Source organism: Kordia jejudonensis (genome assembly GCF_001005315.1).
GTDB classification, from domain to species: Bacteria; Bacteroidota; Bacteroidia; order Flavobacteriales; family Flavobacteriaceae; genus Kordia; species Kordia jejudonensis.
Genome location: NZ_LBMG01000062.1, coordinates 14,090 through 28,986 on the forward strand (window position 1 = coordinate 14,090; position 14,897 = coordinate 28,986).

Annotated in this window: 5 protein-coding genes; all 5 read left to right on the top strand. The window is 35.2% G+C overall.

The features are described from left to right. Window positions 1-2 precede the first annotated feature (2 nt). Window positions 3-1,568: an NAD(P)-binding domain-containing protein gene (locus AA089_RS20755; protein ID WP_046758932.1), complete on the top strand. Its 1,566-nt coding sequence runs from the start codon at window positions 3-5 to the stop codon at window positions 1,566-1,568. A gap of 218 nt (window positions 1,569-1,786) precedes the next feature. Continuing rightward, on the top strand, window positions 1,787-2,734 hold the full coding sequence (locus AA089_RS20760; RefSeq protein WP_046758936.1) for a pyridoxal-phosphate dependent enzyme: 948 nt from the start codon (window positions 1,787-1,789) through the stop codon (window positions 2,732-2,734). Between the two features lie 29 nt (window positions 2,735-2,763). Next, on the top strand, window positions 2,764-3,723 hold the full coding sequence (locus AA089_RS20765) for an ornithine cyclodeaminase (protein ID WP_046758933.1): 960 nt from the start codon (window positions 2,764-2,766) through the stop codon (window positions 3,721-3,723). Between the two features lie 624 nt (window positions 3,724-4,347). Beyond that, window positions 4,348-9,846: a non-ribosomal peptide synthetase gene (locus tag AA089_RS20770; RefSeq protein ID WP_046758934.1), complete on the top strand. Its 5,499-nt coding sequence runs from the start codon at window positions 4,348-4,350 to the stop codon at window positions 9,844-9,846. A gap of 91 nt (window positions 9,847-9,937) precedes the next feature. After that, on the top strand, window positions 9,938-14,897 hold a 4,960-nt coding region (locus AA089_RS20775), incomplete at its 3' end, for a non-ribosomal peptide synthetase (RefSeq protein WP_046758935.1).

The following is a 14,897-nucleotide window of genomic DNA, read 5'->3' on the forward strand; positions in this document are numbered from 1 at the left end:
TTATGAATAAAAAAATCATTATTATTGGAGCTGGACCAGGCGGTTTACAACTTGCGTATTATTTAGAAAAAAATAATATGGATTATCTAATCCTTGAGAAAGCAAAACATGCCGGACATACATTTGAATACTTCCCAAGACACCGACAGCTCATTTCAATCAACAAAGTCTACACAGGTTTTGATGACAATGAAATCAACTTACGTTACGACTGGAATTCATTGCTAAGTGATGAACATACACCTTTGTTCAAAGACTTTACAAAAGACTATTTCCCTGATGCAGATGACATTGTAGACTATTTTAGAGATTATGCCACAAAACACAATCTTAAAATAGCATATGACGCCAAAGTATCTAAAATATCTAAAGATGATTCATTTCATATAGAAACAGAAAACGGCACAGTATACACGTGTGAAAAATTGGTGATGGCTACAGGTGTCAATACGCCTTTCATTCCAAAAATAAAAGGAATAGAACACTGTAAAACCTATGTTGATACGTCCGTTGATCCAGAAGATTTTATCAACAAAAGAGTATTAATTATCGGAAAAGGAAACTCAGGATTTGAAACAGCGGACAACTTAGTACCAACCGCATCAAAAATTCATGTATGCAGTCCGACACCATTAAAATTAGCTTGGAAAACACACTTTGTAGGACACTTGCGCGCCGTAAACAACAACTTATTAGACACGTATCAGTTAAAATCTCAAAACGCAGTCATTGATGGAGACATTGCTGAAATAAAAGAAATGGACGGAGAATTTCATGTTACCATTAAGTACGGACATGCCAATGATGAGGTAGAAGTATTAGTGTATGATGATATTATTATCTGTGCTGGATTTAGATTTGATACGACTATGTTTGCCGAAGGTACAAAACCAGAAATGACGATTATGGACAGATTTCCAAATCAGCAATCAAACTGGGAATCTACCAACATTGACGGATTATACTTTGCAGGCGCTGTGACACAAATGCGTGACTTTAAAAAATCGACTTCGGCGTTTATTCACGGATTCAGATACAATAGTAAATGCTTATTTCACATCTTGCACAAGGATGAACTTGGTGTCAATTGGCCAACAGCATCTATAGCACTAAATCCAGAAACAATTACTTCTGAAATTATTGGAAATGTAAACCGAACGTCAGCACTTTGGCAACAATTTGGATTCATCGGCGATGTAATTGTTATCAATAATAACAGTGACAAAGCAACGTATATTCACAACATTCCAGTAGACTATGCTGTGGAAACGTACTGTAAAGATCAAGAACATTACTTCATTGTAACTTTAGAATACGGACATGAAGTTTTCAAAAAATCTCCAGACATTTTCAATGTAAATCGTGTACACAGAAATGACGTTGAAAACGCAGATCAAAGTGCATTTTTGCATCCGATTGTACGAGAATACAAAAACGGAAAAGTTATAAATGTTCATCATGTAATTGAAGACTTTGAAAACAAATGGGATGAAGAAGAAGTTCACATCAAACCATTAGAGAAATTCATGAGCACATGCTTAGATAAAATAGTCTCTGCAAATGTATAAATACAGTCGTAAAAAAAATATTCCCTCACTTTTTACTACTTACAAACATAACTTTTAGGCACTACACCAACGCCTATACATTCATTTAATTTTTTTCAAAAACGCACATATCAGTAACACACAAATACTGGTAAAGTGATACGTATTGCTTTTAACCTTGGCAATAGAAAAAAATGATGACGAACAACAAATTACACCATTCATATCTGTCACTCAAGATGAACAAACAAAACGAATCAATAGTGCTACCAAATGACATTTTTGGAAAATTAGAACAAATTGAAAAACAAATAGGGAATACGCCGCTGCTACAATTTATCAATACAAAAGGCTTGTTCATAAAACAAGAAGCTTGTCAATTTGCCAATAGTATCAAAGTACGACCAGCTTTTCATATCCTGAAAAATGCAATCATAAACAACGAACTCTCTGAAAAACACACGATTATTGAGTCTTCTTCAGGGAACTTCGGTATTGCATTGGCAATGATTTCTAAATACTTAGGCATCAATTTTATTGCCGTTGTTGATAAATACACTCCAAAAGCAAAACTTCGCATGTTAAGATTGTTAGCATACGATGTAGTTGTCATTGACAAAAAAGATCAACATGGAGGTTACCTACTCAATAGAATTGCTTTCATTGAAGAGTTCAAAAAGGAAAACCCGAATCATTTTCATCCAAATCAATATGTAAATCCTAACAATCCAGCGAGTTACTATCATGGTTTGGGACAGGAAATTTGCAACAATTTTGACCAACTAGACGCACTATTTGTCGCGGTTAGTACTGGCGGAACCATTACGGGACTATCAAGAAGACTTCGAGAAAAATTTCCAAATATTAACATTGTAGCTGTTGATATTCAGGGATCGCTCGTATTTCAAGACAAAGCACAAAAAAGAACACTTTCAGGAATTGGATCTAGCATCTCATCTGTTCACATTCAAAGTACAAAAGTTGATACCATCATGATTCTTAGTCAAGATGACATCATTCGCGGATGTAAACAATTGCTGGAAGAAGAAATGGTATTTGGAGGCGCATCTACAGGCGCTGTCTACTTTGCCGCAAAACAATACATGAAATTAAACCCGAATAAAAAAGCATTAATCATAAGTCCTGATGATGGAAAATCATACATGGACAACGTATACGCATCATAACACGAAATCAAAACTTTAAAAAATACATTGTGAAATACTTAGGAGATTCAGACGTACGATCATTACAAATAAACTGGGAACTACTCATTGGAGAAATATACAAAGCTTCTAAAACATATGACGAAGGCGACTTTTGCCAACCCATAAAACCTTACTTACGATACAAAGACTTACGAAACCGAATTATTGCCATGCCAGCTTACATTGGCGGCGATATTGATGTTGCAGGAATCAAATGGATTGCAAGTTTTCCAAAAAATATTGAAAACAACATCAAAAGAGCACATTCTACAATCATTCTAAATGAAGAATCAACAGGAATACCGTACGCGATCATCAATACAGCGTATGTAAGTGCCGTTCGTACAGCAAGTGTTACAGGCGCTATTATGGATAAATTCATCAAATCGAGAAATGGCGAAAACCTAACAGTTGGAATCACAGGATTTGGACCTATTGGTCAAACACATTTGGAAATGATGGAAACGATGTTTGGCGACAACATTGAAAAATACTACTTATACGATCTCAATCCTGAAATCGCAGAACGAATTCCAGCAAAATACAAAAACAAGGTCATTGTAACCAGCACTTGGAACGAAGCATTTGTTGATGCAGACATTTTCTGTACCTGTACCGTTTCAAAATCGCCGTACATTGATGCAAAACCAAAGGCAAATTCATTGCATCTAAATGTTTCCTTACGCGATTACAAAGATTCATTCCTAAAACACACAGACGTTGTTATTGTTGACAATTGGGAAGAAGTATGTAGAGAAACTACTGATATCGAAATGATGCACTTAAATCAAGGACTTCAAAAAGAAGACACCATTACAATGGCGGAATATCTATTCGATGACGAACGTAAAAAAGATGGCATTGTCATGTTTAATCCTATGGGATTAGCCGTATTTGATATGGCTGTCGCAAAACAATTCTACTTACAAGCGAACAAGCACGAAAAAGGAGTCGTATTAGAATCATAAAAAACAAGACGAGACATTGAAGTATATATAGAACTCGTTTAAACTTTTTTAATTTGCTAAAAAATTGCTCTTTTCAGCGCTATTTTTTCCTTTTTTTCGTTCCGTAGCGCTGCTATGAAACTCAAAAAAGCTGTCAACAGCACTTAAAACTACTAATTTTCGCCTAAATCCGAAATGTTTAAACGAGTTCATAGTGTAAAAAATATAAAATTTGATACTGCTTATTTAGTTATTTGATTCTTAAATAAGTAGTGTCAGATATAAATCATAAATCTATTTTAAAAGATTATTTTTTACCGTTTTTCTTTTTTTTTAAAACAGACATGTATATATTTACTTCATACAATACCAATAGCGATTTACAATACTAGTGCGTTGCTATTGATTATTGATACCTTCAACAAAAAACACTCAAAAAAATGTGACTGAGTGTAGCGAAGCTGTAAACAAAAAATACAATTTACAGCGTAAAAAAACCGTTTAGAATTTCCCCTTTATCACAGCTTTGCATTTTCCCCCTATATGCGTTGATGTCGCTTATCACATCCTATCAAAATTTTATAAAAAATAACATGCGAAGGCATGTACAACTTTTTCATGCTATATCATCAATAGCACACTTACATGAACGCTATAGAACAAAAAATTGTCAATACCTATTGGATTGATAAACTAGCTCCTTTACACAAAGTCAACGATCAGTCGTTTGCGGTACAAACACTTGTAGGAAGTCCGTTAACAAGTGATCAATTGCGCTATTTTAACAAATTGACCAATGGTAATGAAATGGCAGAATTGACCGTTTTACTTGCCATTTTCAACGGATTGCTCTCGCGCTACTTTGAAACTGCAACGCTGGTTTGTTCTGCAACAATACATGAAAAAAAAGCGGTACTATTCCATACGTTAGATCCTTCTAACAATACCTTAAAAGCATACATACAAGCGGTAAAAGGAGAAGTTCAAACAGTATACAAATACAAAAACTATACGGATGAAATCTTGCTAGACAATGCGTTTGAAACATACACACCTTTTGGATTTTTCATGCACAATAAACATCCAAACACGAAATTTCCTTTTTCTATTGAACTCAAGAAAAACAAAGAAGAAATCAACTATTCGCTGTATTATGATGAAAAATTCATTTCAAAATATACAGCACGTCACTTTTTAGAAAATTTCACTAATTGGGTGCTCAATTTAGAAACACTTCTTCATGAAGAAATAGATACGATATCAATACTATCCAAAACTGAAAAAAATAAAATATGCTATGATTTTAATACTGCAACTCTTGATCTCAAGCTGGATGAAACCGTAGTTCAACTCTTTGAAAATCAAGTCAAAAAAACGCCTGAAGCAATTGCACTACAACATGAAGAAACTTCTATTTCTTATGAAGAGCTAAATGCTGAAGCCAATCAACTTGCCAATTATTTAATTACAACCTACAACATTTCAAATGGTAATTTTATAGGTGTAAAACTGGAAAGAACAGCAAGTCTAATTATCTCCTTACTAGCGGTTTTAAAAACAGGCGCCGCATATGTACCAATAGATGTTCAGTATCCGAAAGAACGTATTGAATACATCGAAAATGATAGCAATTGTTCCTTAGTAATTGATGAAAAAATCTATCAGGAATTTTTAGCGGAAAAAGCAAAACATTCAGGAACCAATATACACGCACAACAACATCGAAATGATCTAGCATATATCATTTACACTTCGGGAACTACAGGGAAACCAAAAGGCGTGATGATTAGGCATTTTAATGTATCAGCGATGTTATGTTGGGCAGTAAAAGAATTTAAAAATGAAACTATTGAAGTCGTATACGCAGTTACTTCTCATTGTTTTGATTTATCCATATTCGAAATTTTTTACAGTTTAGTTTCGGGTAAAAAAGTAAAATTATTGCAAAATGCACTAGACATTGGTGCAAATCTAAAGCAGGATAAAAATGTGCTTATAAATACGGTTCCATCAAGTATGCGAGCGATTTTAAATGAAGGTCACAACTTGGAAAATGTAACAGCAATAAACCTAGCAGGAGAAGCATTTCCCGTAGATATTGCTGAAAAACTAATCAAAACAACGGCTGTTGTACGCAATCTTTACGGACCTTCGGAAGACACAACGTACAGTACACAATACAAACTACAAGCAAAAAAATACAATACTGTTCCTATTGGAAAAGCCATTGCAAATTCGCAAGCGTACATCTTAGACAAACACATGCAACCTGTACCAATCGGCGTTTCGGGAAAACTATATCTTGGCGGTTTAGGTGTTACAAAAGGCTATTTGAATCAACCAGTACTAACGGCTGAAAAATTTATAAAAAATCCGTTTAAAGAAGATGAATACATCTATGATACAGGCGATATGGCAGCATGGCGCTCAGATGGAAATATACTATTCTTAGGAAGAAAAGATGCACAAGTAAAACTGAGAGGTTATCGAATTGAATTGGGGGAAATAGAAACTGCCATTCGTGCGTTTTCAGAAGCAATACAAGAAGTTGTTGTGTTGGTACATGCGGAAACGTTAATTGCATATATAGTGGCAAAAACAACGATTGATACTGAGATGATTCAGGCAAGTTTACAAAAATCGTTGCCTTCGTACATGATTCCAAATCAATTTATATGTGTAAAAAAGATTCCGTTGACACCAAATGGTAAAATAGACACCAAAAAATTAACAACGGTATCCGAAACAAATCTGGCGAAAGCCGAATACATCGCACCAAAAACACCGCTAGAAAAAGCATTGGTAGCTATTTGGGAAGAAGTATTAGGTGTTGAAAACATTGGCACAACGAATACATTTTTTGAACTTGGCGGACATAGTTTAGTCGTTGGTCAAGTAATCAATAAAATATACAAGCAACTAGGGAAAAGCATCACGGTAAAATCATTTTTAGAAACGCCAACCATTGCGGAAATTCAACACAAATTGGTTGCGAAAGCATTCATGCCAATTCCAAAAGTTGCGTTGGGAGAAACATATCCATTGACAACTGCTCAAAAACGTATTTGGGTGTTAAGTCAGTTTGAAACGGGAAACAAAGCATACAATATTTCTGGAGTTGTAAAACTTAGTGGAACTGTTGAAAGTACGCGCATCCGAAAAGCATTTGAATATCTTAGTGTGCAACATGAAATACTAAGAACGGTTTTCAAAACAGATGAAACGGGCGACGTATATCAACATATCCTGCCAACAACGAGTATAGCGGTTGATTTTGAAGAAAAAATACTTTACAATCGCGATGAAAAAACAATTAAAGAAGCGATACAAGAAGCCCAAAATAAAGTTTTTAATCTAGAAAATGGGCCATTACTCAGTATTCGATTGCTAAAAATCAGCGAAACAGAAAGCTTGCTAGCACTCACAATACACCATATCATTTCAGATGGTTGGTCATTAGAATTGCTGATTTCAGAATTTACAAAAGTGTACAACGCTTTATGTGAACAAAAGACATTAGTTCCGAACGAATTAAAAATTCAGTACAAAGATTATGCAGTTTGGTTGCAGTCTGAATTGAAAAAAGACACGTACAAAACTTCCGAAACCTATTGGCTTTCACAATTTCAAGGCGAACTTCCCGTGTTGAATTTGCCAACATTCAAAAAACGTCCAGCAGTACAAACGAATACAGGAAAAACAAAACAATATGAATTTCCTAGTGCATTCCTAAAGAAATTAAAAACGTTTTCAGTTGCAAACAACGCCACACTATTTATGACCTTACTTTCAGGCATAAATACCTTATTTTATAGGTATACAAAGCAAGAAGATATCATTATTGGAACGCCAGTTGCTGGCAGAATGCATCCAGATGTAGAAACGCAACTCGGATTGTTCTTAAACACGTTGGCAATTCGTACGCAACTCAATGCTGATAACAACTTTACAGAAATATTAGCGCATCAAAAAGAACGATTAATTGCTGCATACGAACACCAAAACTATCCTTTTGATGAATTGGTAACGAAGTTACATCTAAACATCGATACATCGCGTTCCGCTTTATTTGATGTCATGGTCGTCTTGCAAAACCATCAGCAATTGCAAAGCATTCAACCAACAACAAAGCTACAAGGTGTAACGATAGAACGATATGCAACAGCACGCCAAACGTCACAATTTGACATTAGTTTTACGTTTGTTGAAACCGAAAACTTAGCCGTTGAAGTAGAATTTAACACTGATATTTACGACGAATTACTGATCGATCAAATGGTACTGCATTATGAACAATTGATGCAAGTTGCCATAAAAAATACTGCTCAAAAAATCAGCACACTCGATTATAGTACGGAAGCTGAAAAGGCGACAATACTAAACACTTTTAATGCTACAACGGAAGCAAGAGAAGAAAATACTGTAATTCAACTATTTGAAAATCAGGCGGAAAAAACTCCAAATCGTGTAGCACTTCGAAGCGAAGAACATTCGTTAACGTATGTTGAATTGAATGAAGAAGCAAACCGACTGGCAAACTATTTACGTCAAACACATGCCATACAAACACATGATTTTGTTGGCGTGCATATAGAACGCAACACACAAATCATCATTGCTATACTCGGAATTCTAAAAACAGGAGCTGCCTACGTGCCAATTGATACGGCATATCCAAAAGATAGAGTTGCATACATTCAAAAAGATAGCAATTGCAAATGTGTAATAAATGCAGCAAGCATGTCAGAGTTTGAAGCGATAAAACATCAATTTTCTACAGCAAATAGTACATTTACACCTACTGAAAACCAGTTGGCATACATCATTTATACTTCAGGAACCACAGGAAATCCAAAAGGCGTAATGATCGCACAGCATAGTTTCTCTGATTATGTTACAACATTTAAAAATCATTTCAAGCTTACGCAAGATGATAAAATAATTCAACAAGCTAGTATCGCATTCGACACGTCAATTGAAGAAATTTTCCCAATATTGGTTAGTGGTGGCGAACTCATCATTCAAAAAGACAGAAACGATCTAAACGAATTGCTTGAAACCTGTGAAAAACAGCAAATCACAATCTTAAGTACAAATCCTTCAGTATTACAATTCTTAAACGAAAATCATACTGAGTACAATCTAAATTTCAGAATTATCATTAGTGGAGGCGATCTTTTAAAACCCTCACAAATAAACAATATTCAGTCACAATTTGACATCTACAATACCTACGGGCCAACAGAAAGTACGGTATGTGCTACGTATCATAAAATTGATGCGCTTCAAGAATCCTTTCCAATAGGAAAACCAATTACAAACCGAAAAGTATACATTGTAGATCCAATATCAAATCAATTGCAACCTATCGGAATTGCAGGCGAATTGTGCATTTCAGGAACAGGCTTAGCCGTTGGATATTTAGGTAGAGAAAATTTAACCAACGAAAAATTTATAGAAAATCCTTTTGAAATTGGTACAAAACTTTACAAAACAGGCGATTTAGCACGTTGGCTGCCAAATGGTTCCATAGATTTTTTAGGGAGAATAGATCGCCAAGTAAAACTCAGAGGTTATCGTATAGAACTCGGAGAAATAGAACATACAATTTCCACATTTGACAAAAACATTACAAATGTTGTGGTAACCATTACGGAAATTAACTCGGAAAAAGCACTCGTTGTATACTTTACAGCTACAAAAGCAATCGCTAAAGCTGAACTCAAAGCGTACATTCAGCAAAAATTACCAGCATATATGGTACCTGGATTATATGTGCATTTAGATGAATTTCCAATCACAGCCAATGGAAAAATAAATTACAAAGCATTGCCTGAAGTTTCTGTGCACGATATCATTCGCAAAAAATACATAGCGCCACAAAATGAAGTAGAAGTGAAGCTTGTACACATTTGGGAAACAATCTTAGGAATAGAACACATAGGAATTACAGACAATTTCTTTGAACTTGGTGGACACAGTATGAAAGTCATTCAATTGGGCAATACCATTCAAAAAGAATTTGGTTACAAGATGAAAATTAAAGACTTATACGACACGCCAAACATACAACACTTAGCTGTGTTAATTAATGAAGAACGCAACACCAACTCAGAAGAAGTCGTTGACAGAATCATCATTTAAAAATAGCTTACCAATACAATTGCTTTTACAAAAATAAACACTTCCAATTACTTAGTATACTGATGCATACGTATACACACGCATATCAACAATGGAAAAAGCGAAACATATAATTTCAAAATTAGAACAACTTAAAATTGACTTGAAACTCAATGGGGAAAACCTTGAAATAGTTTCATATCAATCAAAAGTTCCAATGGAACTAATTCATGAAATTAAAGCTTCAAAACAAGCATTAATAACATATTTAAAATCGTTGGAAATTGGAAACATAGCTAGCGAAATTCCTGTATGTGCTGTTGCTGAAAACTATACGCTATCCGCATCACAATCTAGACTTTGGATTACCATACAACATCATAAAGATACTTTGGCGTACAACATGCCAGCGGCAATTTACATTGATGAGAAAATTGATACAAATGCTTTTGAACTCGCTATTAAACAAACCATTCAAAAGCATGAAATTCTTAGAACAATCTTCAAACCTGACGCAACAGGAACCGTAAAACAATGGATTCTTCCTGCGGAAACGATACAGTTCAAATTGGCGTATCATGATGTTCGAAATACCAATCAGCAAGAAGCAGCCATTACTGCATTTCTCAAAGAAAAATTCCAAGAACAATTCAATCTTGAAATAGGTCCATTACTAAAAGCTGGATGCATTCAACTTCAAGACGAAAAATACATTTTATACTTCAACATGCATCATATCATTACAGATGGTTGGTCCATGCAAGTATTGCAACAAGAAGTATTTTCGCGCTACAAAAATCCAGATTCAGCCGAAACAAAATTGCGCATTCAATACAAAGATTTCGCAGCTTGGGAACATGAAAAAATGGCGAATGGACATTACAATTCGCACAAACAATATTGGCTAGATAGCTTTGCAGAAGAAGCGCCATTGCTCAATTTGCCAACACACAAACAGCGTCCAGAAATAAAAGGAAATAACGGAAACAATATTTCCAAACAGCTTTCTGCCAATCTCACAAAACAACTTCGTAAACATGTGCAAGAAGCTGGTGTCAGTGTATTTACAGGCATGATGGCGTCGCTCAAACTCATGTTGAGCATCTATAGCGGCGTAAAAGATATTACCGTTGGAACACCCATTGCAGGAAGAGATCATGCCGATTTAGAACATCAAATAGGGTTCTATGTAAACATGCTTCCGCTTCGCACAAAAATAGCAACAGGAGAAACGTTTAGTTCATTTTTGCAAAAAGAAAAAGAAGTGTATTTCAACGCCATTGAAGCGCCATTTCCGTTCAATACGCTTGTAGAAGAATTACAACATACGCGCGATATCTCAAGAAATCCACTGTTCGATGTTTCGCTAACCTACTACGGACGCCAAGATACTGACTTGGAAAAGCAAGAAGTTCCGTTCTTAAAACAGCTCCAAAACAAAGCGGTACGCTACGATATCGAATTTCACGTGCGTGAATATGAAGATGTTTTGCAAGTTGAAATCATCTACGATACAGAAATCTATGAAGCAGAAATGCTCACTAGATTCTTAGAAAACTATACACTATTTCTAACAGAAGCATTACAAAATCCGACAAAGCAAATTGTTTTACTAAATGCAGTCACTGAAGAAGAAAAGCAATTAGTTTTTCATGAATTCAACCAAACAACTGTAGCATATCCAAAAGATGCATCCATCGTTTCCATATTTGAACAACAAGTCTTAGAAACGCCAAACAACAACGCGTTGGTTTTTGAAAATGTAGTGTACACGTATGCAGAATTAAACGCGGAAGCAAATCAATTGGCACGTTGTTTAGCAGAAACACACCAACTAAAAGAAGATGATTTTGTCGGAATATTGGCAAACAGAAATGAACAAGCTATCATTGCCATGTTGGCGATCTTAAAACTAGGTTGTGTATACGCAGTTGTGAATGCCGAATTGCCAAAATCGAGACTGACGTATATTTTGGAAGACATCAATCCGAAACTATTAATCACAGATGCCGATCATGTTTTTGACATAGACTACTTCAACGGAAGCATGTTTGTCATGGATCTTGAATTTGATAAAAATGCTTTCAGTTCTGAAAATTTACCAACACTATCCATCAAAAATCGTTTGGCATACATTGCATATACGTCTGGTTCTACAGGCGTGCCAAAAGGTGTTATGGTAAATAATCGCGGCGTTGTACGTTTGGTAAAAAATACAAACTTCATTACGGTGGCGGAAGAAGACAATTTCTTAGGATTATCCAACTTCTCGTTTGATGGTTCTACGTTCGATATTTACATGCCACTGCTCAATGGAGCTACCGTGTACATTGCGAACAAAAGCTTATTCTTAGACTTAGAGAAAATCAATAACTACATCATTGATAATAAAATAACGAGTTTTTTCATCACGCCAGTATTGTTCAATTCGCTCGTAGATTTTGAACTCTCAGGATTGGCAAATCTAAAATATGTAATCTGTGGTGGCGATCGTGTTTCGGTAAAACATGCCAAAAAATTCAATGAACTTTATCCAAATGTAAGTCTGCAAAACGGTTATGGTCCTACGGAAAACACAACCTTTTCAACGTGGCACAAAATAGAAAACCTTTCAGACAGTGACTTGTCAATTCCAATTGGTCCGCCAATCGCGAATTCTCAATGTTACATTTTAAATGAAGCCTTGCAATTACTACCTTTTGGCGTTATTGGAGAAATATGTGTTGGTGGCGACGGTTTGGCAGATGGATATCTCAATCAGCCAACGTTAACGGAAGAAAAATTTGTACCAAATCCGTTCAAAGAAGGAACAAAACTCTACAAAACGGGCGATTTAGGACGTTGGAATGCCAAAGGCGAAATAGAATTTTTTGGCAGAAATGACCATCAAGTAAAAATTCGCGGATATCGTATTGAACTTGGTGAAATAGAACATGCACTACTCAAAATTGAAACCATAGAAAAAGGCGCAATTCTAGTTGTAGAAGACGCGTCTAAACAAAAAAATATAGTTGCTTATTTTACCGCAAAAGCACCGCAAAACATTCAAAAATTAGAATCGCAGTTAAAAGAAATGTTGGCGAGTTACATGGTGCCACATCATTTTATTCAAATCGATGAAATGCCGCTTACGCTGAATGGAAAAATAAACCGAAAAGCGCTACTTTCTACAGAAGGAAGCATTTTGGTAGACACGGATAAGTACAAAGCGCCAACAAACGAAATTGAAGCGAAAATTGTAAACATTTGGAATGCATATTTTAAAAGAGAAGATGTAGGAATTGCACACGATTTCTTTGCCATTGGTGGCGATTCCATAAAGGCAATTCAGCTTATTAGTAAGATGAATAACGCGTATGGCGATGGCTTTTTTACAATTGCGGCACTCTATGCAAATCCTACAATTGAAGGATTAGTCAATAATTTAGAACACAATACACAAGTTCCAGAAAATGTAGCGTTAAAAACAACAATTGTACAGCAATTTGCAAACGTGCAAGAACGTACGTTGGCAACAGCGCACGAAAAAGGAATGCATACCGAAAACTGGGAAACACTATTTCCAATGGGCGGCATTCAAAAAGGATTGGTCTTTCATTCGTTGCTCGATGAAGGTGTGTACATTCTAAAACCTGTACAAGAATTTAAAGATGAAAACTTCAATCTTTCTCATTTCAAAAATGCTGTGCAAGAAGTTGTCGCACAACATCCAATGCTTCGTACAAGTTTCAATCTGTATGATTTTGGACAAGAATTGCAAATTGTTCATACAAACGTAGACATTGAAACCCATGTAGAATTTATAGACATACGTTCGGAAAACGAAGCAGAAAAGGAGCTTATTGTACAACAAGTCATTACCGATCAAACAAAAAATGGCTTCGATATTACCATTTCAGGCATTTGGAAAATCGTGGTTATTCAACTTGCAAACGATATTTACAAACTAGCATTTCTCTTTCATCACGCCATTCTAGACGGTTGGAGTTACTATTCCATGATTACGGAAATTGCTAAAAAATACGAGCAAAAAAAGAACAATCAACCAACATTTGCTTCGGAAATTCAACTCAGTTACAAAGAGTACATCATTGAAGAATACATTCAAAAACAAAATCCGAAACTAAAAGACTATTGGATTGAAAAATTTACAGATTTCGTACCAAATGATTTGCCATTTCATGCAAAAATAAAGGAAGTTACAACTGCTGAATACATTCATATTCAACTTGATACAGCGCTAAAAAATAAAGTTGACGCGTTTGTAAAACACGCAAAAATTGCTGAAAAATCGTTCTACTTAGCAGTTGTGCTCAAACTTATTCAATTCACAACGAATCAAAAAGACATTACCATCGGATTAATGTCAAACGGCAGACAAGCGCTAGAAGATGGCGACAAAGTGTTGGGTTGTTTCACAAATGCATTGCCATTTAGAATGCAGCTTGAAACTGTTGATAGTCAAATAATTAAACAGGTTGATACAGAAATTAGAACACTCAAAGAATTTGAATCACTTTCATATTTTGAATTAAAAAAATTACTCAGTGAAACATTCGAATTCAAAAAAGAATACTTCAATTGTAGTTTCAACTTTACAGATTTTCACATCACAAAAAACATCAACAAAGCTTTCAAAGGAAAAGAAACGTTGTTGCAAGAAGCCGAAAAATCAGAAACAGCTTTCAATGTTCATATTGCAGCTGTCGAGAATGAATTACTAATTGAACTATCGTTTTACGAAGGATTATTCACAAAAACACAAAAGCAACAGCTTGAAACCTACATACATGCAATCATAGCTGATTTTGTAAATGAAAATAAACAATCGTCAATACTTCCAAAAGCAGAACAAACGCAATTATTGGAGACGTTTAACGCTTCGGCTGTTTCCTATGAAGAAGGTAAAACAGTATTAGACATGTTTGCGAATCAGGTTGCAAAAAATCCTGAATCTACAGCAATTGTATTTGAAGAAAGATCACTTTCCTATCAAGAATTAGAAGATAAATCGAATCAGCTTGCAAATTTCATTCAAAAGCAAAATGTATCAGCAGAAAGCTTAATTCCTT